Source organism: Enterobacter genomosp. S (assembly GCF_001631805.1).
Lineage (GTDB): Bacteria > Pseudomonadota > Gammaproteobacteria > Enterobacterales > Enterobacteriaceae > Enterobacter > Enterobacter quasihormaechei.
Map to the genome: position 1 here is coordinate 90766 of NZ_LVVA01000022.1, position 23332 is coordinate 114097.

25 protein-coding genes are annotated in these 23332 nt (G+C 57.6%); 13 read left to right on the forward strand and 12 right to left on the reverse strand.

Annotated features, from left to right (window positions below; genetic code table 11):
• The first annotated feature begins 3 nt into the window (after positions 1-3).
• The 7 genes from hypD to A3466_RS18825 all read left to right on the forward strand — a co-directional run bounded on the left by hypD (position 4) and on the right by A3466_RS18825 (position 8448).
• A complete protein-coding gene (gene hypD / locus A3466_RS18795; RefSeq protein WP_063451868.1) occupies positions 4-1125 on the forward strand; it encodes a hydrogenase formation protein HypD in 1122 nt (373 codons plus the stop codon).
• A complete protein-coding gene (gene hypE / locus A3466_RS18800; protein WP_063451869.1) occupies positions 1122-2132 on the forward strand; it encodes a hydrogenase expression/formation protein HypE in 1011 nt (336 codons plus the stop codon). The genes hypD and hypE overlap by 4 nt, the downstream gene beginning before the upstream one ends.
• A gap of 60 nt (positions 2133-2192) precedes the next feature.
• Positions 2193-4265: a formate hydrogenlyase transcriptional activator FlhA gene (gene flhA, locus A3466_RS18805; protein WP_063451870.1), complete on the forward strand. Its 2073-nt coding sequence runs from the start codon at positions 2193-2195 to the stop codon at positions 4263-4265.
• 150 nt (positions 4266-4415) lie between these two features.
• Positions 4416-5414 (forward strand): ABC transporter substrate-binding protein, encoded by a 999-nt coding sequence (locus A3466_RS18810; RefSeq protein ID WP_063451871.1) that lies wholly within the window; start codon positions 4416-4418, stop codon positions 5412-5414.
• Positions 5414-6451, forward strand: coding sequence for a FecCD family ABC transporter permease (locus A3466_RS18815; RefSeq protein WP_063451872.1), 1038 nt, complete (start codon positions 5414-5416; stop codon positions 6449-6451). Before A3466_RS18810 ends, A3466_RS18815 begins: the two co-directional genes overlap by 1 nt.
• The gene (locus tag A3466_RS18820; protein WP_063451873.1) at positions 6451-7212 is read left to right on the forward strand and encodes an ABC transporter ATP-binding protein; all 762 of its coding nucleotides are present in this window, start codon (positions 6451-6453) and stop codon (positions 7210-7212) included. The genes A3466_RS18815 and A3466_RS18820 overlap by 1 nt, the downstream gene beginning before the upstream one ends.
• Positions 7213-7227: 15 nt before the next feature.
• Positions 7228-8448, forward strand: a complete 1221-nt coding sequence (locus A3466_RS18825) for an MDR family MFS transporter (RefSeq protein WP_432416619.1) — start codon at positions 7228-7230, stop codon at positions 8446-8448.
• 5 nt (positions 8449-8453) lie between these two features.
• On the opposite strand, the gene A3466_RS18830 is transcribed toward A3466_RS18825, so the two are convergent.
• Positions 8454-8798 (reverse strand): nitrous oxide-stimulated promoter family protein, encoded by a 345-nt coding sequence (locus tag A3466_RS18830; protein WP_063452023.1) that lies wholly within the window; start codon positions 8796-8798, stop codon positions 8454-8456.
• Between the two features lie 174 nt (positions 8799-8972).
• Here A3466_RS18830 and A3466_RS18835 point away from each other — a divergent pair, with 174 nt between their 5' ends.
• Positions 8973-9203 (forward strand): SymE family type I addiction module toxin, encoded by a 231-nt coding sequence (locus A3466_RS18835; protein ID WP_063451875.1) that lies wholly within the window; start codon positions 8973-8975, stop codon positions 9201-9203.
• A gap of 113 nt (positions 9204-9316) precedes the next feature.
• Positions 9317-11878 (forward strand): DNA mismatch repair protein MutS, encoded by a 2562-nt coding sequence (gene mutS / locus A3466_RS18840; RefSeq protein ID WP_063451876.1) that lies wholly within the window; start codon positions 9317-9319, stop codon positions 11876-11878.
• A gap of 94 nt (positions 11879-11972) precedes the next feature.
• Here mutS and A3466_RS18845 read toward each other — a convergent pair whose 3' ends face one another.
• From A3466_RS18845 to A3466_RS18855, 3 genes are read right to left on the reverse strand one after another with little or no spacing between them, the layout of a single operon-like run.
• Entirely contained in the window at positions 11973-12194 is a 222-nt protein-coding gene (locus A3466_RS18845; RefSeq protein WP_033146398.1) for a non-oxidative hydroxyarylic acid decarboxylases subunit D, read from the reverse strand.
• Between the two features lie 10 nt (positions 12195-12204).
• Entirely contained in the window at positions 12205-13632 is a 1428-nt protein-coding gene (locus A3466_RS18850; protein ID WP_063451877.1) for a non-oxidative hydroxyarylic acid decarboxylases subunit C, read from the reverse strand.
• A complete protein-coding gene (locus A3466_RS18855) occupies positions 13622-14224 on the reverse strand; it encodes a non-oxidative hydroxyarylic acid decarboxylases subunit B (RefSeq protein WP_063451878.1) in 603 nt (200 codons plus the stop codon). The genes A3466_RS18850 and A3466_RS18855 overlap by 11 nt, the downstream gene beginning before the upstream one ends.
• 172 nt (positions 14225-14396) lie before the next feature.
• On the opposite strand from A3466_RS18855, the gene A3466_RS18860 reads away from it, so the two are divergent.
• Entirely contained in the window at positions 14397-14804 is a 408-nt protein-coding gene (locus A3466_RS18860; RefSeq protein ID WP_063451879.1) for a MarR family winged helix-turn-helix transcriptional regulator, read from the forward strand.
• Here A3466_RS18860 and A3466_RS18865 read toward each other — a convergent pair.
• Entirely contained in the window at positions 14801-15688 is an 888-nt protein-coding gene (locus A3466_RS18865) for a LysR family transcriptional regulator (protein ID WP_063451880.1), read from the reverse strand. The genes A3466_RS18860 and A3466_RS18865 overlap by 4 nt on opposite strands.
• A gap of 109 nt (positions 15689-15797) precedes the next feature.
• Between A3466_RS18865 and A3466_RS18870 the strand changes: the two genes are divergently transcribed.
• The gene (locus tag A3466_RS18870) at positions 15798-17000 is read left to right on the forward strand and encodes an MFS transporter (RefSeq protein ID WP_063451881.1); all 1203 of its coding nucleotides are present in this window, start codon (positions 15798-15800) and stop codon (positions 16998-17000) included.
• Positions 16997-17374 (forward strand): DUF4440 domain-containing protein, encoded by a 378-nt coding sequence (locus A3466_RS18875; RefSeq protein ID WP_063451882.1) that lies wholly within the window; start codon positions 16997-16999, stop codon positions 17372-17374. Before A3466_RS18870 ends, A3466_RS18875 begins: the two co-directional genes overlap by 4 nt.
• A 51-nt stretch (positions 17375-17425) precedes the next feature.
• Here the strand turns inward: A3466_RS18875 and rpoS are convergent, their stop codons facing one another.
• A complete protein-coding gene (gene rpoS, locus A3466_RS18880) occupies positions 17426-18418 on the reverse strand; it encodes an RNA polymerase sigma factor RpoS (RefSeq protein ID WP_022649182.1) in 993 nt (330 codons plus the stop codon).
• 60 nt (positions 18419-18478) lie between these two features.
• Positions 18479-19552, reverse strand: a complete 1074-nt coding sequence (gene nlpD / locus A3466_RS18885) for a murein hydrolase activator NlpD (protein WP_321190282.1) — start codon at positions 19550-19552, stop codon at positions 18479-18481.
• On the opposite strand from nlpD, the gene A3466_RS23825 reads away from it, so the two are divergent.
• Entirely contained in the window at positions 19494-19625 is a 132-nt protein-coding gene (locus A3466_RS23825; protein WP_321190281.1) for a peptidase, read from the forward strand. The two genes, nlpD and A3466_RS23825, sit on opposite strands and share 59 nt — an antisense overlap.
• 94 nt (positions 19626-19719) lie before the next feature.
• On the opposite strand, the gene A3466_RS18890 is transcribed toward A3466_RS23825, so the two are convergent.
• From A3466_RS18890 to ispD, 5 genes are read right to left on the reverse strand one after another with little or no spacing between them, the layout of a single operon-like run.
• Complete coding sequence (locus tag A3466_RS18890; RefSeq protein ID WP_063451884.1) at positions 19720-20346, reverse strand: protein-L-isoaspartate(D-aspartate) O-methyltransferase; 627 nt, start codon at positions 20344-20346, stop codon at positions 19720-19722.
• Positions 20340-21101, reverse strand: coding sequence for a 5'/3'-nucleotidase SurE (gene surE / locus A3466_RS18895; RefSeq protein ID WP_063451885.1), 762 nt, complete (start codon positions 21099-21101; stop codon positions 20340-20342). The genes A3466_RS18890 and surE overlap by 7 nt, the downstream gene beginning before the upstream one ends.
• Entirely contained in the window at positions 21082-22131 is a 1050-nt protein-coding gene (truD, locus tag A3466_RS18900) for a tRNA pseudouridine(13) synthase TruD (RefSeq protein ID WP_063451886.1), read from the reverse strand. Before truD ends, surE begins: the two co-directional genes overlap by 20 nt.
• Positions 22128-22607, reverse strand: coding sequence for a 2-C-methyl-D-erythritol 2,4-cyclodiphosphate synthase (gene ispF / locus A3466_RS18905; protein ID WP_063451887.1), 480 nt, complete (start codon positions 22605-22607; stop codon positions 22128-22130). The genes truD and ispF overlap by 4 nt, the downstream gene beginning before the upstream one ends.
• A complete protein-coding gene (gene ispD, locus A3466_RS18910) occupies positions 22607-23317 on the reverse strand; it encodes a 2-C-methyl-D-erythritol 4-phosphate cytidylyltransferase (protein ID WP_063451888.1) in 711 nt (236 codons plus the stop codon). The genes ispF and ispD overlap by 1 nt, the downstream gene beginning before the upstream one ends.
• Between the last annotated feature and the right edge of the window lie 15 nt (positions 23318-23332).

Genomic DNA, 23332 nt, shown 5'->3' on the forward strand with positions numbered 1-23332 from the left:
CACATGCGTTACGTTGATGAATATCGCGCGCCTGAGCAGGTGTTGCAGCTTATCGATCGCCTGAAATCCCGCGCGTCGCTGCTGGACTACACGGCAGACCGGCCGCTGCGGATCATGGAAGTGTGCGGCGGACACACCCACGGCATCTTCAAATTTGGCCTCGACCAGCTGCTGCCGGAGAACATCGAGTTTATCCACGGTCCCGGCTGCCCGGTGTGCGTGCTGCCGATGGGGCGCATCGACAGCTGTCTCGACATCGCCAGCCGGCCCGGCGTGATTTTCTGCACCTTTGGCGACGCGATGCGCGTGCCGGGGAAAAATGGCTCGCTGCTCCAGGCGAAGGCGCGGGGCGCGGACGTGCGGATTGTCTACTCCCCGATGGATGCCCTGACGCTGGCAGAGGCTCATCCTGACCGCAAGGTCGTCTTTTTCGGGCTGGGTTTTGAAACCACCATGCCCGCCACCGCCATCACCCTCCAGCAGGCGAATGCCCGCAACGTCACTAACTTTTTCTTTTTCTGCCAGCACATCACGCTGATCCCCACGCTACGCAGCCTGCTTGATGCGCCGGATAACGGCATCGACGCGTTTCTGGCGCCGGGCCACGTCAGCATGGTCATCGGCACAGACGCCTACGGTTTTATTGCTGAACAGTACAATCGTCCGTTAGTGGTGGCTGGATTCGAGCCACTTGATCTACTGCAAGGCGTGACCATGCTGGTTGAGCAGAAAATAGCGGCCCTGAGTGCGGTGGAAAATCAGTATCGCCGCGTGGTGCCCGATGCCGGAAATAGACGGGCACAGCAGGCGATAGCCGACGTGTTTAGCGTAGAAGGCGACGGCGAATGGCGCGGACTGGGGCTGATTGCGGAATCCGGCGTGCACCTGACGCCTGCGTATCGCGCCTTCGACGCCGAAGCGCATTTCCGCCCGCAGCCGCAGCAGGCGTGCGACGATCCCCGCGCCCGCTGTGGCGACGTGCTCACCGGCAAATGTAAACCTCATCACTGCCCGTTATTTGGCAACGCCTGTAACCCGCAAACCGCGTTTGGCGCGCTCATGGTCTCCTCCGAAGGAGCATGCGCCGCGTGGTATCACTATCGCAACCAGGAGTGTGAAGCATGAACACGGTGGAAATGGCGCACGGAAGCGGTGGACAGGCGATGCAGCAGCTGATTAACCGGCTGTTCATGGAAGCCTTTAATAACCCCTGGCTCGCCGAGCAGGAGGATCAGGCGCGCATTGCGCTCTCAACCCTCACCGCACACGGCGACCGGCTGGCATTCTCCACCGACAGCTACGTGATTGACCCGCTGTTCTTCCCGGGCGGCGATATCGGCAAGCTCGCCGTCTGCGGCACGGCAAACGACGTGGCCGTCAGCGGCGCCATTCCGCGCTACCTCTCGTGCGGATTCATCCTCGAAGAAGGATTACCGATGGAGACGCTCGCGGCAGTGGTCAACAGCATGGCGCACACCGCCCGCGAGGCGGGGATCGCCATCGTGACCGGGGATACCAAGGTGGTACAGCGCGGCGCGGCGGATAAGCTCTTCATCAACACCGCCGGCATGGGGGCTATCCCTGCCGAGATTCACTGGGGCGCGCAGCGGCTTTCGGTGGGCGACGTGCTGATTGTCAGCGGAACGCTGGGCTGCCACGGGGCAACCATCCTGAACCTGCGCGAAGGCCTGGGGCTGGACGGCGATCTGCGCAGTGACTGCGCGGTCCTCACGCCGCTAATCCAGACGCTGCGAACGGTGCCCGGCGTAAAAGCGCTGCGCGACGCCACCCGAGGCGGTGTCAATGCCGTGGTGCATGAGTTTGCCGCCAGCAGTGGCTGTGGTATTGAGCTTAACGAGCGCAGCCTGCCCGTCAGGCCTGCCGTTCGCGGCCTGTGCGAACTGCTGGGACTTGACCCGCTTAACTTTGCCAACGAGGGCAAGCTGGTGATTGGCGTAGAACGCCAGTCTGCCGGGGCGGTACTGGAGCAGCTACGTGCCCATCCTTCAGGGAAAGAGGCCGCCATTATAGGTGAAATGGTTGAGCGCAAAGGGGTGCGCCTGACCGGGCTATACGGCGTAAAGCGCACGCTGGATCTGCCGCACGCTGAACCGTTACCCCGAATTTGCTAGACCGCGCCAAAAGCGGTCAGCGCTGACGTTTTTTTTGCCAGTTTCTATTGGAAAGCAATAATGCCGTATACACCGATGAGCGATCTTGGACAGCAGGGCCTGTTTGACATCACGCGCATACTTTTACAACAGCCCGACCTTGGCGCATTGAGCGATGCCCTGACCCGGCTGGTCAGGCAGTCAGCGCTGGCGGACAGCGCCGCCATTGTGCTCTGGCATAGCGCAACCCACCGCGCAAGCTATTTCTCAACGCGTGATAACGGCAAAATCTTCGAATATGAAGATGAAACGTTTCTGGCCCACGGCCCGGTGCGGCGTATTCTCTCCCGCCCGGAAGCCCTGCACTGCAATTTTGACCAGTTTCGCCAGGCCTGGCCGAAGCTGGCAGAGAGCAACCTTTATCATCCGTTCGGCCACTACAGCATGCTGCCGCTGGCGGTGGAGGGGCAAATTTTTGGCGGCTGCGAGTTTATCCGCACTACCGACCAGCCCTGGACCGAGGCGGAGTACGAGCGGTTGCATACCTTCACGCAGATTGTGTCCGTCGTGGCAGAGCAGATCCAAAGCCGCGTCACCAATAACGTGGATTACGACCTGCTGAGCCGCGAGCGCGATAACTTCCGCATTCTGGTCGCCATCACCAACGCCGTACTCTCAAGGCTCGACATGGACGAGCTGGTCAGCGAAGTCGCTAAAGAGATCCACCACTATTTCAGGATCGACGCCATCAGCATCGCGCTGCGCGGGAACCGTAAAGGCAAGCTGAACATCTACTCCACCCACTATCTTGATGAAGCTAACCCGGCGCACGAGCAGAGCGAGGTGGACGAAGCGGGAACCTTGTCTGAACGGGTATTTAAAAGCAAAGAGATCCTGCTACTCAACCTGAGCGAGCAGGATCCGGTAGCGCCCTACGAGCGGATGCTGTTTAACACCTGGGGCAACAAGATCCAGACCCTGTGCCTGCTGCCGCTGATGTCAGGCAACACCATGCTCGGCGTGCTCAAACTGGCGCAGTGCGATGAAGCCGTATTTACCACCGCCAACCTGAAGCTGCTGCGCCAGATCGCCGAGCGTATCTCCATCGCGCTGGATAACGCCCTCGCCTATCAGGAGATCCACCGCCTGAAAGAGCGGCTGGTGGACGAAAACCTGGCGCTGACCGAGCAGCTCAACAACGTGGACAGCGAGTTTGGCGAAATCATCGGGCGTAGCGATGCCATGTACAGCGTGCTTAAGCAGGTTGAAATGGTGGCGCAGAGTGACAGCACGGTGCTGATCCTCGGTGAAACCGGCACCGGGAAAGAGCTGATTGCCCGGGCGATCCACAACCTGAGTAACCGCAACAGCCGCCGGATGGTGAAGATGAACTGCGCGGCGATGCCAGCTGGCTTGCTGGAAAGCGACCTGTTCGGCCACGAGCGCGGCGCCTTTACCGGCGCCAGCAGCCAGCGGCTGGGCCGTTTTGAACTGGCGGACAAAAGCTCCTTGTTCCTGGACGAAGTGGGCGATATGCCGCTGGAGCTTCAGCCTAAGCTGCTGCGCGTTTTGCAGGAGCAGGAGTTTGAGCGTCTCGGCAGCAATAAGCTGATCCAGACCGACGTGCGTCTGATTGCAGCCACCAACCGCGATCTGAAAAAGATGGTCGCCGACCGCGAGTTTCGCAGCGATCTTTACTATCGCCTGAACGTCTTCCCGATTTGCCTGCCGCCGCTGCGCGAGCGACCGGAAGATATCCCCCTGCTGGTGAAGGCCTTTACCGCGAAGATTGCCCGCCGGATGGGGCGGAATATCGACAGTATTCCTGCTGAAACGCTACGTACCCTTTCGGCAATGGAGTGGCCGGGGAACGTGCGCGAGCTGGAAAACGTCATTGAGCGCGCGGTACTGCTGACGCGCGGGAACGTCCTTCAGCTCTCTTTGCCTGAGGTCACCCATCAGGAAGCCCCCACGCTTTCGGCAGAAGTCGCGCAGGAAGGCGAAGATGAATATCAGCTGATTTTGCGCGTGCTGAAAGAGACCAACGGCGTGGTGGCCGGACCGAAAGGCGCGGCGCAACGGCTGGGGCTGAAGCGCACCACCCTGCTCTCGCGCATGAAGCGTCTGGGAATCGATAAAGAAAGCCTGATTTAACCCGTCATTCCGGCGCCTTTCATGGCGCCGCTTTTCATTACTCTGCGTAATTGTTCCACATTGACACAATATATTTTCCTCTGTATAAAATTCCGCCTTAATAATGCGTTTCATTTGCATCAACATAATTTTAATGAAGGGTAGCGTTTAATGAAAAAGGTTCTCTGTGCGTTAGGCCTGGCGGTTGCATCAATGAATACAGCTCTGGCTACCACGTATCCGCTCACGATAGAAAACTGCGGGTATAAAGAGACATTCACCAAAGCGCCCGAGCGCGTCGTTGCCCTGGGTCAGAATACCGTTGAGATTTTGTTGCTGCTGGGTCTGGAAGATAAGGTGAAAGCCAGCGCGTTCTGGCCGACCAAAGTCTTGCCGCAGCTGGCGGAGCAGAATGCAAAAATCAAAACCCTGACCGTCGAAATTCCGACTCTTGAATCCATCCTTGCGCAAAACCCCGACTTCGTACCTGCTCAGCTGCCGCTGCTGCTCGGACCGGAAAGCAAGGTTGCCAAACGAGAAGATCTGGCGACCGTGGGGGTAAACAGCTACCTGTCGCCGGGCATGTGCGCCACCAAAAAAGCAGCGGGCGACATGTACGGCAGCCGTCAGAAGCTGTGGGACATGACCTACCTTTATAAAGAGATCGAAGATTTCGCTAAAATTTTCAACGTCGAAGCGCGCGGCCAGGCCGTTATCGCCGATTTCAAAAAACGTGAAGCAGACCTGCGCCAGGAATTTGGCAAAAACAAAAAAGACCTCTCCTTTGTTTTCTGGTTCTCAAGCTCCTCGCCTTCGGCTGACGCCTATGTAGGCGGTAAAAACAGTGCCTCCGGCTTTATTGCCAACGTGCTGGGCGGCCATAACGCCATTACCTCTGAGACCGAATGGCCGACCGTGGGCTGGGAAAGCATTATTGCCGCCAATCCGGACGTGATTGTGGTTTCAAGCCTGGATCGCAACCGTTGGGCACTGGATAACGCCGAAGAAAAAATCAAATTCCTGAAAAGCGATCCTGCCGTCAGCCAGCTCGACGCGGTGAAGAAAGGTCATATCGTGATAATGGATGGTCAGGCCATGAACCCGACGATCCGCACGCTTTACGGTGCTGAACAGGTCGGCGAACAGCTCAGAAAACTGGGACTGAACTGATGACCACCGCCATACTTCAGATGCGTCAGGGCGTCTTCCTGACCGCGTCGTGCCTGCTCGCGTTGGTGCTGCTGTTTCTGGCGATCGCCTTTGGCGTGAGCCTCGGCGAGCTGTCTATCCCGCTGAACAACGTGTTCTACGCCATCAGCAATAAGCTGGGGCTGACCGACGTTCCGCTCAACCGCATCTATGAAAGCGTGATCTGGGACTTTCGCCTCAGCCGGGCGCTGGTGGCGGCGTGCTGCGGCGCCGGGTTAGCCATTTGCGGCGCCGTGCTGCAAAGCCTGTTGAAGAATGCGCTGGCGGAACCTTACGTGCTCGGCGTCTCGGCGGGGGCGTCAACGGGCGCAGTCTCGGTCGTCGTGTTGGGTCTCGGCACCGGCGCGGTGTCCCTTTCTGCGGGTGCCTTTGCCGGGGCGTTCGCCGCCTTTGCGTTTGTCGCCTTTCTGACGAACGGCGCGCGCGGCGGCAATGAACGTACCATTCTGGCGGGCGTGGCGGCCTCTCAGCTGTTTAACGCCATCACCGCCTATACCATCAGCACCTCTGCCAGCGCACAGCAGGCGCGCGACGTGATGTTCTGGCTGCTGGGCAGCTTTAGCGGCGTACGCTGGCCTGAGTTTCAGCTGGCGCTGGTGGTCGTGCTGGCGGGGCTTGCCGTCTGTCTTTACTACTCCCGCGCGCTGGACGCCTTTACCTTTGGTGATGATGCCGCCGCCTCGCTGGGCATTGCCGTGCCCTGGGTGCGCCTGGCCTTGTTCACCACCACGGCCCTGATCACCGCGACCATTGTCAGTATGGCGGGCTCGATTGGTTTTGTGGGGCTGGTCGTGCCGCACGTTATGCGTTTCCTGTTCGGGCCGCTGCACCGCACGCTGCTGATAGCCAGCGCGCTGGCGGGGGCGATCCTGATGGTGCTGGCCGACATCGCCTCGCGGATGCTGATTGCCCCGCAAAGCCTGCCGGTTGGCGTCGTTACCGCGCTGGTGGGCGTACCGTTCTTCGCCGTGATTATCTACCGCTCAAGGAATAAATGATGAGCATCTGCGCCGACAATATCACCTGGAAGGTAGGTAAAAAGGTTATCGTGAATAATGTTTCGCTGAAGGTTTCCCAGGGCGAAACGGTGGGTCTGCTTGGCCCTAACGGCTGCGGTAAATCCTCGCTGTTGCGCATTCTGGCGGGCCTGCGTCGCCCGGATGCCGGATGCGTAACACTTGACGGACAGGACATTGCCCACATTGCCAAAAAGCAGCTGGCGCGCCGCGTGGCGTTTGTTGAACAGCACGGAATGACCGACGCCAATATGCGCGTGCGTGACGTGGTCAAACTGGGGCGTATTCCGCACCACTCCCCCTTCTCGAACTGGAGCGCGCAGGATGACGAAACCGTCACCGCCGCCCTGCAACGCGTGGATATGCTGGATCGTAGCGAACAGGGATGGCTGAGCTTATCCGGCGGCGAGCGTCAGCGGGTACATATCGCCCGCGCCCTGGCGCAAACGCCTACCGAGATCCTGCTGGATGAACCGACCAATCACCTGGACATTCATCACCAGATGCAACTCATGCAGCTCATCAGCGAGCTGCCGGTGACCAGCATCGTCGCCATTCACGATCTTAATCACGCGTCCATGTTCTGTGATTCGCTGATCGTAATGCAGCAAGGGCAAATTGTAGCGACCGGAACCCCGCAGGCCATTTTATCCGAGGAACTTCTCTGGGACGTATTCAGAGTGAAAACCCGAATCGAGATCTCGCCGTACCACGGCAAAAAGCACATTCATTTTATCGTGTAGGGGTAAGTGAAAATAATGCCTCTTCGTCCTGCCACCACCCTCTGGCCGCCCGTTCTGCTGGGCAGCCAGTTTGTGTTTAATATCGGCTTTTACGCGGTCGTGCCCTTCCTGGCGATCTTCTTACGTGACGATATGCTGCTCTCCGGCGGGCTGATCGGTCTGGTGCTGGGGCTGCGCACCTTCTCCCAGCAAGGAATGTTTATTATCGGCGGCGCGCTTTCAGACCGGTTTGGCGCGAAGAGCGTGATCCTCAGCGGCTGCATTGTCCGCGTGGCGGGTTATCTGCTGCTGGCCTTTGGGCAATCGCTGTGGCCCATCATTCTGGGGGCCTGTCTGACGGGCATTGGCGGCGCGCTGTTCTCACCGTCGATAGAAGCCCTGCTGGCAAAAGCGGGAACGCAAAGTGAGGCAACGGGTAAACGCAGCCGTGCGGAGTGGTTTGCGCTGTTTGCGGTGTGCGGTGAACTCGGCGCCGTACTCGGCCCGGTGATGGGTGCCCTGCTGACGGGGCTGGGTTTTCGCCAGGTTGCGCTCGCTGGCGCAGGGATATTTATCGTTGCGCTGGTGGTGCTCTTTTTCTGCTTGCCTGCGGCGCCCCACAGCTCGAAGCCGCTGAAAATTCTGCCCTGGTGGACGACGTTCCGTCAGCCGCGTTTCGTCGCCTTTATCATTGCCTACAGCTCATGGCTGTTAAGCTATAACCAGCTTTATCTGGCGCTGCCGGTGGAGATCCAGCGCGCCGGTGGCAGCGAGAAAGATCTGGGACCGCTGTTTATGCTGGCCTCAGTGCTGATTATTGTTCTGCAATTGCCCCTCGCCCGCTTCGCCCGAAAAGTGGGCGCGGTGAGGATTTTACCGGTGGGCTTTTTGCTGCTCTCCGCCTCGTTTGCCAGTGTGGCGCTCTTTGCGGCGACTGAGCCACCGGAAGGCTGGCTGCGCCTGCTGCCCTCCGCAAGCCTCGTCACGCTGTTAACGCTCGGACAGATGTTGCTGGTGCCGTCGGCAAAAGATTTGATCCCATATTTCGCTGAGGAGTCGACGCTTGGGGCGCACTATGGCGCGCTCTCCACCGCCGGCGGCGTTGCGGTGCTGGCGGGGAATTTAGGGTTAGGCAGTCTGCTGGACAAGGCGCTGGTGCCCTCAACGCAAGCCATTTACCCCTGGCTGCTGCTGGCGATATTTCCGCTGTGCAGCGCCGTCGCCCTGAGCGTGATTTGTCGCCCATTGCAGCGCTGAGTCAATTATTTTTTGGGCCGATACTTTTCCGGTAATTCCGGCACCGGACGACGATCGTCGATCAGATGACGGATAGTCAGAATCGGATGACGCCATAACATCCGTGGCCCTGCCCAGCGCATCACCTGCTTCATCTCTTCCCGTCTGGCGGGCTGATAGCAGTGTACCGGACACTGTTTGCAGGCGGGCTTTTCCTCACCGAACACGCATTTATCCAGCCGCTTATCGGCATACGCCTTCAGCGCCTGATAATGCCCTTCCTCCCTTGAAGCCTCAGGACACTGGCGTTCATACAGCGCGATCATTCTGGCGATCGTCTTTTTTTCGCGTGAAATTCGTTTACCGGACATGACGTCGTCCTCACCAATAAAGTGCATTTATAATACCTTTTTATCTACGCATTTTCAGTCATTGCATTCCAATTTCTGAAGCGTCCTTCCAGAATTACCCGTCCCCCCGCTGCTTTTTACTGTTATTTTATACAGGCATAAAGTACTACCTTTGCCCTGTTTACCGGAGAGCCTATGCAGCAGATCGCGATCGCCAAACCCTATCGTCACTTAAAAGTGGGATACTTCAGAAAACGTCATGAAGACCGTAAAACGAAAATCCCAAAACGCTACAGCGTACACGCCGCGCTGAGCCTGAAGGGCGACTGGCTTGAAAAAGCGGGGTTTACCACCAACTCAAAGGTTCGGGTGGGCGTCGAGCACGGGAAAATCGTCATTGAATTGATGGCGGAAGAAGCCTCGTAAAGTCGTGACTTTTTTCTGCGCCGCACCTTTTTTTCATGCGACAATAGAAGGAACAATCGGCCAATGAGCCGCTCAAAACGTAATATTTTCAAAGAAATGGATATCATAACTCCATGAGCACAATCGACAATTTCGACGCACATACGCCGATGATGCAGCAGTATCTGAAGCTGAAAGCACAGCATCCGGAAATTCTGCTGTTTTACCGTATGGGCGACTTTTACGAGCTTTTTTATGACGATGCGAAACGTGCGTCTCAGTTGCTCGACATTTCCCTGACGAAACGTGGCGCGTCGGCAGGTGAGCCAATCCCGATGGCGGGCATCCCGCATCACGCGGTTGAAAACTATCTGGCGAAACTGGTGAACCAGGGCGAGTCTGTCGCCATCTGCGAACAAATTGGCGACCCGGCAACGTCGAAAGGCCCCGTTGAGCGCAAGGTCGTGCGCATCGTCACGCCGGGAACCATCAGCGATGAAGCCCTGCTTCAGGAGCGCCAGGATAACCTGCTGGCGGCTATCTGGCAGGACGGTAAAGGGTTTGGCTACGCCACGCTGGACATCAGCTCCGGCCGTTTTCGCCTGAGTGAACCGGCCGACCGTGAAACCATGGCAGCCGAACTACAGCGCACCAATCCGGCAGAACTGCTCTACGCAGAGGATTTCGCCGAGATGGCGCTGATCGAAGGCCGCCGCGGCCTACGTCGTCGTCCACTGTGGGAGTTCGAAATTGATACCGCGCGCCAGCAGCTGAACCTGCAATTTGGCACGCGCGATTTGATTGGCTTTGGCGTGGAAAATGCACCGCGCGGGCTGTGTGCCGCAGGTTGCCTGTTGCAGTACGTGAAGGATACGCAGCGTACCGCCCTGCCCCATATCCGTTCCATTACCATGGAACGTCAGCAGGATAGCATCATCATGGATGCCGCCACGCGCCGCAATCTGGAGATCACACAGAACCTCGCTGGCGGCATTGAAAACACGCTGGCGTCGGTTCTCGACAGCACGGTTACCCCAATGGGCAGCCGTATGCTCAAACGCTGGCTGCATATGCCGATTCGCAATACCGAAACGCTCATCGGCCGCCAGCAAACCATTGCCGCATTGCAGGATCGTTACACCGAGTTGCAGCCGGTGCTGCGTCAGGTGGGTGACCTTGAGCGAATCCTTGCACGTCTGGCATTGCGCACCGCGCGTCCACGCGATCTCGCCCGTATGCGTCACGCTTTCCAGCAGTTGCCGGAACTGCGCGCTCAGTTGGAAGAAGTCGACAGCGCGCCGGTGCAAAAGCTTCGCGAAACAATGGGCGAATTTAACGAGCTTCGCGAGCTGCTGGAACGCGCCATCATCGATGCGCCACCTGTTCTGGTGCGCGATGGCGGCGTCATTGCCCCGGGTTACAACGAAGAGCTGGACGAATGGCGCGCGCTGGCCGATGGCGCGACGGATTATCTGGATAAGCTGGAAATCCGCGAGCGTGAACGTCTGGGGCTCGATACCCTTAAAGTCGGCTACAACGCCGTACACGGTTACTATATCCAGATCAGTCGTGGCCAGAGCCACCTGGCACCGATTCACTACGTTCGCCGCCAGACGCTGAAAAACGCCGAGCGCTATATTATTCCCGAGCTGAAAGAGTACGAGGACAAAGTTCTCACGTCGAAAGGTAAAGCGCTGGCGCTGGAAAAACAGCTTTATGACGAGCTGTTCGATATCCTGATGCCGCACCTGGCTGACCTGCAACAGAGCGCCGCCGCGCTGGCCGAGCTGGATGTGCTGGTAAACCTGGCCGAGCGCGCCGAGACGCTGAATTACACCTGTCCAACTTTCACCGACAAACCCGGTATTCGCATTACCGAAGGCCGCCACCCGGTGGTTGAGCAGGTGCTGAACGAGCCGTTTATTGCCAACCCGTTGAACCTGTCACCGCAGCGAAGAATGCTAATCATTACCGGCCCTAACATGGGCGGTAAAAGTACCTATATGCGCCAGACAGCCCTTATCGCGCTGCTCGCCTATATTGGCAGCTACGTTCCTGCGCAGAAGGTTGAGATTGGTCCTGTCGACCGAATCTTCACACGCGTGGGTGCGGCGGACGATCTGGCGAGCGGTCGCTCCACCTTTATGGTCGAGATGACCGAAACCGCCAACATTCTGCATAACGCAACAGAGAACAGTCTTGTATTGATGGACGAAGTCGGACGCGGTACGTCCACCTATGACGGCCTGTCTCTGGCCTGGGCGTGTGCGGAAAGTCTGGCAAATAAAATCAAGGCGCTGACGCTGTTCGCGACTCACTATTTCGAACTGACACAGTTGCCAGAAAAAATGGAAGGCGTGGCTAACGTCCATCTTGATGCGCTTGAGCACGGCGATACCATCGCTTTTATGCACACGGTGCAGGACGGCGCGGCAAGCAAGAGTTATGGCCTGGCCGTCGCCGCGCTGGCAGGCGTGCCGAAAGAGGTGATTAAGCGCGCGCGTCAGAAATTGCGTGAGCTGGAAAGTTTGTCACCGAATGCGGCAGCCACGCAGATAGATGGCACGCAGATGTCGCTGCTGGCGGCCCCGGAAGAGACGTCACCGGCCGTGGAAGCGCTGGAAAATCTGGATCCGGACTCGCTAACGCCGCGTCAGGCGCTGGAGTGGATTTATCGGCTGAAGAGTCTGGTTTAGTTCTCTGCGGTCTGTTTTGCCGGGTGGCGGCATCGCCTTACCCGGCCTACAAAAAACGTAGGCCCGGTATGCGCAGCGCCACCGGGCTTTTCCTTTACAGCAGAGGCGGGATCGTCGGCACCTGCGGTGCCTCGTCAATATCCTTCTGCGTCATACGGAATGCTTCAGGATAGTGTTCACGGCTGGTCCGGCGCAGCGGTTCAGTATTGCGCCAGGTATACAGACAGTGCTGACACTGATATACCGTCCAGACACCTTTCACCGGTGATGTTGCCATCACCTCAATATGTTCATCGGCACAACGTGGACAAATCATTTTTTCCTCCTTATTGACGTGCCGCCAGCATCGCGGTCAGTTTTTCGGCCCAGGCTTTGGTTTCGGGGAGATCCTGTACCGGCTGGCTGTAGTGGCCACGGTTGTCCGGGGCGACAGGCGTGGTGGCATCAATGATCAGCTTGTCAGTGATCCCCGCCGGGCTGGAGCCGGGGTCAAGCTCCAGCACAGACATATTCGGCAGCTGTACCAGATCGCCCGCCGGATTGACTTTTGATGACAGGGCCCACATCACCTGTGGCAGGTTAAACGGATCGACGTCCTCATCCACCATAATCACCATCTTCACGTAGCCCAGACCGTGCGGCGTGGTCATGGCACGGAGCCCGACCGCACGAGCAAAACCGCCGTACCGTTTTTTAGTGGAGATAATCGCCAGCAGACCATGGGTGTACATGGCGTTAACCGCCTGCACTTCCGGGAATTCTGCCTTCAGCTGCTGATAAAGCGGCACGCAGGTGGCGGGCCCCATCAGATAATCAATTTCGGTCCACGGCATCCCCAGGTAGAGAGATTCGAAAATGGGTTTAGTACGGTAAGACACTTTATCGATACGCACGACCGTCATGTTGCGTCCACCGGAGTAGTGCCCGGTAAACTCGCCGAATGGCCCTTCTATCTCGCGTTTCCTGCCTTCAATCACCCCTTCCAGGATCACTTCCGACCCCCACGGCACATCGAAACCGGTCAGCGGGGCCGTCGCAATCGGATACGGGCTTTCGCGTAGCGCGCCGGCCATCTCATATTCGGACTGATCGTATTTCAGCGGCGTAGCGCCCATCAGGGTGATGATCGGATCGTTACCCAACGTAATCGCAATGGGCAGATCTTCGCCGCGCTCTTCGGCCTTATGCAGATGCAGCGCGATATCATGCATCGGCACCGGTTGCAGGCCGAGCTTACGCTTGCCCTTCACTTCCATACGATAAATACCGACGTTCTGCTTGCCGAAGTGATCGGGGTCGAGCGGATCGCGCGATACAACGCACGCTTTATCAAGATAAAAACCCCCGTCGCCGTCGTTCAGGCGGAACAGCGGCAGAATGTCGAACAGGTTGATGTCTTCTCCGTCAACCGTATTCTCCGCCCAGGCCGGGTTTGCACGACGCTCTGGCGCGACGGGGAATTTGTCCCAGCGACGAATAAACTCGTCGATCTGTTTTTTCACCGGGGTATTCGCCGGCAGCCCCATCGAAATGGCGTGGTTTTGCCACGAGCCGATGGTGTTCATTACCACGCGGGCATCGGTGAAGCCGCGGATATTATCGAACCACAGCGCAGGCGCGCCATCGCCAATGCGCCCGGTAGCGTTGGCGGCCGCCGCCAGATCCGGCTCCGCGTTAACCTCTTCCTCAATTTTCAGCAGCTGCCCTTGCTCATCGAGCGCCTGCAAGAAGCTTCTCAAATCATCAAATGCCATCGTTATTCTCCTGTGAAAAATGTTTTGCTGCCTGCAACCCCTTCCAGCGTCGGGCTTTTTTATGCTCCAGACCAAACTGGTCGAGCACCCGGGTCACGATATGCTGGGTGATGTCATCGGCGGTTTGCGGGTGGTTGTAGTACGCAGGCATAGGCGGCACCATCGCCACGCCCATGCGTGAAAGGGCAAGCATGTTCTCGAGATGAATGGTGCTGAGCGGCGTTTCACGAGGAACGAGCACCAGCTTGCGCCCCTCTTTCAGCACCACGTCTGCCGCACGCCCCACCAGCCCTTCGGCGTAGCCCGCGCGGATACCCGCCAGCGTTTTCATGCTGCACGGGATGACGATCATGCCGTCGGTGCGAAACGAGCCGGAGGAGATGGTGGCAGCCTGATCGGCAGGGCTATGGACGACATCCGCCAGTGCGGCAACGTCATGCGCGGTGAAGGGGGTTTCCAGCTCAATCGTGGTTTTTGCCCACTTCGACATCACCAGATGCGTTTCCACCTCCGGCATTTCCCGCAGCGCCTGCAACAGCGCCACGCCTAATGGCGCACCCGTCGCGCCCGTCATTCCTACAATCAGTCTCATTCAGCACCTCAGTCAATTCGTTCGTATACGAACATATTAATTAAACTACTCCTGGATCCTGCGCCTGACAAGATCGTTCGTACACGATCACACTTATCGCTAAAAACTCTCGCGTTAAAATTCAGGCCGAGAGCGGCTATCATAGAAGGAGTATTTTTCCGTCGGAGTGTTCATGGAGTTAAGACAAGAAGCTTTTCACCTGCTACGCCAGCTTTTTCAACAGCATACCGCCCAGTGGCAGCACGCTTTGCCCGAGCTGACCAAGCCACAATATGCGGTGATGCGATCGATAGCTGAAAATCCTGGCATTGAGCAGGTTGCACTGACTGACGTCGCGGTGAGCACCAAAGCGACGCTGGCTGAAATGCTGAGCCGTATGGAATCACGCGGTCTGGTCAGGCGCGAGCACGATCCTGCGGACAAGCGCCGGCGCTTTGTCTTCCTGACGGCTGAAGGTGAGGCCCTGCTGGGAAGCAGTAAACCGATTGGAAATAAGGTGGATGAGGCGTTTTTGGGGCGCCTTAACGACGCGGAACGAGAGCAATTTGTAGCGCTCATCATTAAGATGATGCACGATTAACCCGCCCTGACGCGCATGAAATCAATAAACGTGCGCACTTTTGCCGGCACATGCTGGGCATCGGGATAGACGGCATAAATGCCCTGCTGAGCAAACGTATACGCCGGTAACAGCGAGACCAGATCACCTGCCTCCAGTGCGTTTCGCACCAGCCACGCCGGCAATAGCGCCACCCCACATCCGGCGAGGGCAAAAGCCATCAGCGCCTGGGCACTGTCTGCATACAGGCGCGGTGCTTTTTTGATCTCAAAGGTCACCGGATGTCGCTCAACGCCAGTCACCTGCCAGCGCAGCGGCGAAGTTAAACGCTCGTGAATAATCCAGTCAGCGTCTGCCAGCTGCTCCAGCGATTCAACCGGATGATTTGCCAGCCAGCCTGGCGTTGCCACAGGCAGGATGGTGAAGGTGGTAATCAATGCGGCGTGATAGCGCGAATCGGCAAGCGTACCCAGCCGTATAGCGACATCGAAGCGCTCCGCGATAAGATCGGCATGCACCGAGGACGAGACATGCCGCACGCGAAGGTCCGGATGCTGCTGGCTAAATTCAGCCAGCAACGGCACCACCACCTGCGAGCCATACTCGGGCGTGGTGGTGATCCGCAGTTCTCCCGTCAGCCCGGCATGGTTGGCGCGAACGTCATCCTGCAATCGCTCGGCATCCTTTAACAGCATCACGCTTCGCTGATGAAAGAGCCTTCCTGCCTCGGTCAGCGTCAGGCGACGGGTGGATCGCAGCAGCAGAGTCACACCCAGCTCCTCTTCAAGCTGACGAATATGGAAACTGACCACCGCTTTTGTCAGCCCCATCGCCTCCGCCGCGGCGGTGAAACTGCCGGTGTCCGCTACGGCGATAAACATCGCCGTTCGCTGTAGATTAAGCATCACTTGCCTGGCTTACTGTCAAAATAATGTTGACAGTATATCGTGCTTTGTCGCGTTTATCCGTAACGCCGGGGCCGATACGATACGCCACCTCACCGGAGGAACTTCCATGACGTATCGTAGCAAAATCGCCGTCGTCTTTCTGCTCGGCTTTTTCCTTGATTTGATAAACATGTTTATTGCCAGCGTCGCCTTTCCGGCGATGGCTCACGCGTTTAATACCACGCCATCTGGACTTGCCTGGGTCAGTAACGGATACATTGCCGGGCTGACGTTAGTCATCCCTTTCAGCAGCATCCTGACGCGCCGCGTCGGGCCGAAGCGCGTTATCCTGCTCTCGCTGGCTCTCTTTAGCGCGGCTTCCGTTGCGGCGGGCCTCTCCTCTTCGCTGGAAAGTCTGATTGCATGGCGAGTAGCGCAGGGGGCCGGAGGCGGTTTACTGATCCCGGTTGGCCAGGCGCTGACCTGGCAACAGTTTAAGCCTCACGAGCGGGCCAGACTCTCCTCGGCGGTGATGCTGGTCGCACTGCTTGCCCCCGCCTGCTCACCGGCGGTGGGCGGCATGCTGGTTCAGACGTTAAGCTGGCGCTGGATATTTTTTGCCACCCTGCCCGTCGCCATCGTTACCTTTGCTTTGGCCTGCGCGTGGCTTAAAACAGAAGTGTCACCGATAAAAACCACCAGGAGAGTAAATCTGTCTTTGCTGGCGGACCCGCTATTGCGCCTATCCATGCTCATCTATGTGTGCGTACCCGGCATCTTTATTGGCGTAAACGTAACGGGCATGTATTACCTCCAGAACGAGGCCAATATGACACCCGCCGCAACGGGGATGCTTATGCTGCCGTGGTCTGTGGCCTCATTTTTGGCTATCAACGCGACAGGACGCTATTTCAACCGTATCGGCCCCCGGCCGCTGGTGGTCATCGGTTGCCTTTTGCAGGCGGCGGGCATTCTGCTTTTAATTAACGTCACTTCGGCAATGCTATTACCTGCCGTTGCGTTTGCGCTGATGGGAGCCGGGGGAAGCCTGTGTAGCAGCACGGCTCAGAGCAGCGCGTTTTTGACGGTGCGGCGGGAAGATATGCCAGATGCCAGCGCGCTGTGGAATCTGAATCGTCAGCTGAGCTTTTTTATGGGTGCCCTGCTGCTGGCCCAGGTGCTGAGCACCATGCAGGCGAATATCGCACCGCTGGACGCCTGGCACGGAATGTTTATTTTTGCCGCAGCCATCACCCTGCTGCCCATACTGTACGTCTGTCGTCTTAACAACGCGCAGCTGCTTGCGCATCTGCAACAGGAGCAACCATGACGCATTTCGAACAAGAGATCCTCGACATCCACGTCGCACTTGAAAACTGGTTAGGTGAAAGCAAAGGCGATCCCGATGCCCTGCTCGCCCGTTTCCACCCGGACTTTCTGATGGTCACGCCAGGTGGCACACCTTTAGATCATCACGCCCTTGCTCAATTTTTAAACGCGCAGCGTGGAGCCCGGCCTGGGCTCAGGATCGGCATTGATGCGTTAAGGACGCTACAGACGTGGGACAACGGCGCGGTGCTTCATTACCGGGAGACGCAAACCCGGCCAGGCCAGCCCGTTAACGTGCGCTGGTCAACCGCGGTGCTCAATCAGGAAGGCGATACCATCACCTGGCGTTTGCTGCACGAAACGGCGCAATCGTAAGGCATAAAAAAGGCCCGTCTCACGACGGGCCTTTTTCTGACGAATGGTTGCTTACTCGCGGAACAGCGCTTCGATATTCAGACCTTGCCCTTGCAGGATTTCACGCAAGCGGCGCAGACCTTCAACCTGAATCTGACGAACACGTTCACGGGTCAGGCCAATCTCACGGCCGACGTCTTCCAGTGTCGCAGCTTCATACCCCAGTAAACCGAAACGACGTGCCAGCACTTCACGCTGTTTGGCGTTCAGTTCGAACAGCCATTTAACGATGCTCTGTTTCATGTCATCGTCCTGCGTGGTGTCTTCCGGGCCGTTGTCTTTTTCATCGGCCAGGATGTCCAGCAGCGCTTTTTCGGAGTCGCCACCCAGCGGGGTGTCAACCGAGGTAATGCGCTCGTTGAGACGCAGCATACGGCTTACGTCATCAACCGGTTTGTCGAGTTGCTCTGCAATCTCTTCCGCACTTGGCTCGTGGTCCAGCTTATGGGACAACTCGCGCGCGGTACGCAGATAAACATTCAACTCTTTGACGATGTGAATCGGCAGTCGAATCGTACGGGTCTGGTTCATAATAGCCCGTTCGATGGTCTGACGAATCCACCAGGTCGCGTAGGTTGAGAAACGGAACCCGCGTTCCGGGTCAAACTTCTCAACTGCGCGGATGAGACCTAAGTTGCCCTCTTCAATCAGATCCAGCAGAGCCAGACCACGATTGCCGTAACGGCGGGCAATTTTCACGACCAGTCGCAGGTTACTTTCGATCATGCGACGACGCGAGGCAACATCACCACGCAAAGCACGACGTGCGAAATAGACTTCTTCTTCGGCCGTTAGCAGTGGGGAGTAACCAATTTCCCCAAGGTAAAGCTGAGTCGCGTCCAGTACACGCTGTGTGGCGCCCTGCGATAACAGCTCTTCTTCAGCCAAATCGTTATCACTGGGTTCCTCTTCTACTAAGGCTTTTTCGTCAAAAGCCTCCGATCCGTTCTCATCAAATTCCGCGTCTTCATTTAAATCATGAACTTTCAGCGTATTCTGACTCATAAAGGTGGCTCCTACCCGTGATCCCTGGACGAGACACCCTGGCTGGCATGCCCCGTCAATTTATCGCTGCGGTAAATATTGCAGCGGGTTTACGGATTTCCCCTTGTAACGAATTTCAAAATGCAAGCGTGTAGAACTGGTTCCGGTGCTACCCATGGTAGCGATTTTTTGCCCCGCCTTAACTTCTTGTTGTTCCCGGACCAGCATTGTGTCGTTATGGGCGTAGGCACTCAGGTAATCATCATTATGTTTGATGATAATAAGATTACCGTAACCGCGCAGTGCGTTACCGGCATAGACAACGCGTCCGTCTGCGGTCGCGATGATTGCCTGTCCTTTACTGCCTGCGATATCGATCCCTTTGTTCCCCCCCTCAGAGGTTGCAAAGTTCTCGATAATCTTGCCGTCAGTTGGCCAGCGCCAGGTATTGATTGACGAGCTGGCATTCTGACTGCTTGCAGTCGGTACAGTAGAGCTAACCACAGGTGCCGTAGTCGGTGCTGTGACAACAGTCGCAGTACCTTTATTATTCGGCAACATTTTGTTAGCACTCTGATCACCTGAATCCTCAGAATACGTAATTACAGGTTGGGAAGCAACCGTCGTGGTGGTTTTTTGTGCAGGGATAACGCTGTTATTTTGCGCGGTGACGTCGGCCGCCGAAACGGTGTTGCCTGGCGTAAGCGGTGTCCCAGTCGCGTTGCCAACCTGAAGCGTTTGCCCAACTTCCAGAGCATACGGGGCCTGGACGTTGTTTCGCTGTGCCAAATCGCGGAAATCGTTCCCGGTGATCCAGGCAATATAGAACAGCGTGTCGCCGCGCTTCACGGTATAGGTGCTGCCGCCGGTATAGCTACCTTTCGGAATGTTCCCATACTTACGGTTATACACTATGCGGCCATTTTCGGTCTGAACAGGCTGATCGACTGGCTGAATCTGCGTAGGCTGCGTAACTGGACGCTGAACCGGCTGGATCTGCGGAGTTTGCTGCGCCGTTGTGGTGCCCATTTTAGGCGGAGGAGTGATCAACATTCCGCTGGACGTGTTACCCGAGCCGCTGGTTCCATTAACGGAACTGACGGGCGCAGGCGCGTTATTCGAATTTGAACAGCCTGCCAGCCAGAGCGAAACCAGTGATAATGCCGCAACACGGCTGATGGTGAATTTAGGGCTTCCCGCGCTCATTTATCCCCCAGGAATGTGTTAACTACCAGTGACTTAAAAATAACCGTGATGGCACGAACCTATCGCGCCACACCATACGCTGAATTTGCCTTAATAACCCTGGAAAAATCCGAGTCTCAGGCCAGCTCGCCCTTAACCAGGGGCACAAAGCGCACGGCTTCAACGGTATCGATAATATACTCACCGCCGCGTCGACGAACGCGCTTCAAAAGCTGCTGCTCATCTCCGACGGGCAAAACCAGAATGCCGCCCTCGTCCAGCTGCGAAAGAAGTGCAGCGGGGATTTCAGGTGGCGCTGCCGTGACAATGATGGCGTCAAACGGGGCGCGAGCCTGCCAACCCTGCCATCCATCACCGTGACGTGTCGATACATTATGTAAATCAAGCTGTTTCAGGCGACGGCGCGCCTGCCACTGCAACCCTTTAATCCGTTCCACCGAACACACATGGTGAACAAGGTGGGCCAGGATCGCGGTTTGATACCCTGAACCGGTGCCAATTTCCAGCACCCGGGATTCTGGCGTTAACTCCAGAAGCTCCGTCATCCGCGCCACCATGTAGGGCTGCGAAATCGTCTGGCCTTGCCCAATGGGCAGCGCCACGTTTTCCCACGCTTTGTGTTCAAACGCCTCATCTACAAACTTCTCGCGGGGAACCTGAGCGAGCGCATCCAGCACCTGCTCGCTGGCGATCCCCTGAGCGCGTAATTGTTCCAGAAGAGTTTGTACACGTTTACTTACCATTGCGCGTTCACTCCGACCCGATCTAACCAGTCCGACACCACATCATGCGCGCTATAAGCGGTTAAATCCACGTGCAACGGTGTAACGGAAACGTATCCCTCGTCCACCGCAGCGAAGTCGGTGTCTGGCCCCGCATCACATTTATCTCCCGGTGGGCCGATCCAGTACAAGGTATTGCCGCGCGGATCCTGCTGGGGAATAACCTGATCGGCAGGATGGCGACTGCCGCAGCGCGTCACGCGAATCCCTTTAATCTCGTCCAGCGGGAGATCCGGCACGTTAATATTGAGGATTCGTCCGGTACGCAGCGGCTTACGACCAAGCGCACGGAGAAGGGAGCAGGTCACTGCGGCGGCAGTGTCGTAGTGGATGTGACCGTTTAACGAGACCGCCAGCGCCGGGAACCCCAGGTGTCGCCCTTCCATCGCCGCGGCCACGGTACCGGAGTAAATCACATCATCGCCAAGATTTGGCCCCGCATTGATGCCGGAGACCACAACGTCCGGTCGCGGGCGCATTAGCGCGTTCACGCCCAGAAACACGCAGTCGGTCGGCGTCCCCATCTGAACGGCAATATCGCCATTTTCAAAGGTAAAGGTGCGAAGTGAAGACTCCAGCGTCAATGAGTTAGACGCGCCGCTGCGGTTACGATCGGGAGCCACGACCTGCACATCCGCAAATTCACGGAGGTGTTTCGCCAGCGTCTGTATACCTGGCGCATGGATCCCGTCATCGTTACTCAGCAATATTCGCATAATCACCCGACGTGTTGATAAGTTCCCTGACAACACTGGTGGCAAAGCTACCTGCCGGCAGCCAGAAGCGTAACTCGACGGTTACGTCATCCCACCAGTTCCAGCTCAGCTGTTGCGGGTAAAGGAGCATCGCACGGCGTGCCGCCTCGACCTTTTCCCGCACCAGCAATGATTGTAATTCCGGCGCATCCGCCACCGCTGACTCCTCAAAAACCCGCGCCTCGCCCTGGGTTCCCCAGTCGCCTGAGCCCGGCAAGGCGGCGGTGATCATCAGCGCTTTAGCGTCCACGCGCGACTGGACATCGGCCATCTCTTCGGCCGTTGCCATAAACCAGCTTCCGCGTCCCGCTAATTGTAGCGCATCGCCGACAACAACTTGATTCGCGTCCGGTTTTTTCAGCCGTTCGCTCACAATCTGATTAAACAACGCGCTGCGGGCCGCCGACAACCAAAAACTGCGTTTATTACGATCGCGCACCGGTGCATCGCTTTGGGCCCAGCGCAGCGCGCCCAGCAGGTTGCTGCCGCCGATCCCAAAGCGCTGCGCGCCGAAATAGTTCGGCACGCCGCGTTCGTTAATGGCCTTCAGGCGTTTTTCAACGTCTTCGCGGTCGGTCACTTCGCGCAGTACCAGGGTAAAGGCATTGCCTTTCAGTGCGCCCAGACGCAGCTTGCGCTTGTGGCGGGCGTACTCCAGCACCTTACAGCCTTCAAGCTCAAATTTGCTTAAATCAGGCATCGCATTGCCGGGCACGCGGGCGCAAAGCCACTGCTCGGTCACGGCGTGCTTATCTTTCTGCCCGGCGAAGCTCACCTCGCGGGCGTGAATGTTGAGGAATTTTGCCAGCGCGTCCGCCACGAAGCGGGTGTTGCAGCCGTTTTTCAGAATGCGCACCAGAATGTGCTCGCCTTCGCCGTCCGGCTCAAAGCCGAGATCTTCCACCACCACGAAATCTTCAGGGTTGGCCTTCAGCAGCCCATTGCCCTGCGGTTTACCGTGCAGATACGTCAGATTATCGAAATCGGTCATTTGGCCGCCTTCACCAGCAGCGCTACGGCCTCACAGGCAATGCCTTCGCCACGGCCTGTAAAGCCCAGCTTCTCCGTGGTGGTGGCTTTGACGTTGACGTCGTCCATATGGCAGCCCAGATCTTCGGCAATAAACACGCGCATCTGCGGGATATGCGGCAGCATCTTCGGCGCCTGAGCAATGATCGTCACGTCAACGTTGCCGAGGGTGTAGCCCCTGGCCTGAATGCGGCGCCACGCTTCGCGCAGCAGCTCGCGGCTGTCCGCGCCCTTAAAAGCAGGATCGGTGTCCGGGAACAGTTTGCCGATGTCGCCCAGCGCGGCGGCACCCAGCAGCGCGTCGGTCAGCGCGTGCAGCGCCACGTCGCCGTCAGAGTGCGCCAGCAGGCCTTTTTCGTAAGGAATACGCACGCCGCCAATGATAATTGGGCCAACGCCGCCAAAGGCGTGTACATCAAAACCGTGTCCAATACGCATTATGCCTTCTCCTGAGAGGTCGTACGGGTAAGATAAAATTCCGCGAGCTGTAAGTCTTCCGGGCGCGTCACTTTTATATTATCAGCGCGCCCTTCAACAAGCGTGGGGTGGAAACCGCAATACTCCAGCGCCGAGGCTTCGTCCGTAATGGTCGCACCTTCTTTAAGCGCACGCGTTAAGCAGTCGTGGAGTAATTCGCGGGGGAAAAATTGTGGCGTCAGCGCGTGCCATAAATCAACGCGCTCAACGGTGTGCGCAATCGCCGGTTTACCCGGTTCGGCACGCTTCATGGTGTCACGCACCGGCGCGGCCAGAATACCGCCCACTTTACTGGTTTCGCTCAGCGCAAGCAGGCGTGCCAGGTCGTCCTGATGCAGGCACGGACGTGCCGCGTCATGGACCAGCACCCACTGCGCGTGTCCGGCAGCCTGAATGCCCGCCAGAACGGAGTCGGCCCGCTCGGCGCCGCCGTCAACAACGGTAATCTGAGGATGATTTGCCAGCGGAAGCTGCGCAAAACGCGCATCGCCGGGGCTGATGGCAATCACAACGCGCGTCACCCGAGGATGCGCCAGCAGCGCCGCCACGGCGTGCTCGAGGATCGTTTTATCACCAATTGAGAGGTACTGCTTGGGACACTCTGTCTGCATGCGCCGGCCAAAACCTGCGGCCGGCACCACGGCACAGACGTCCGAAAAAGTTGCTGCCATGTCGTAATCCTGGGC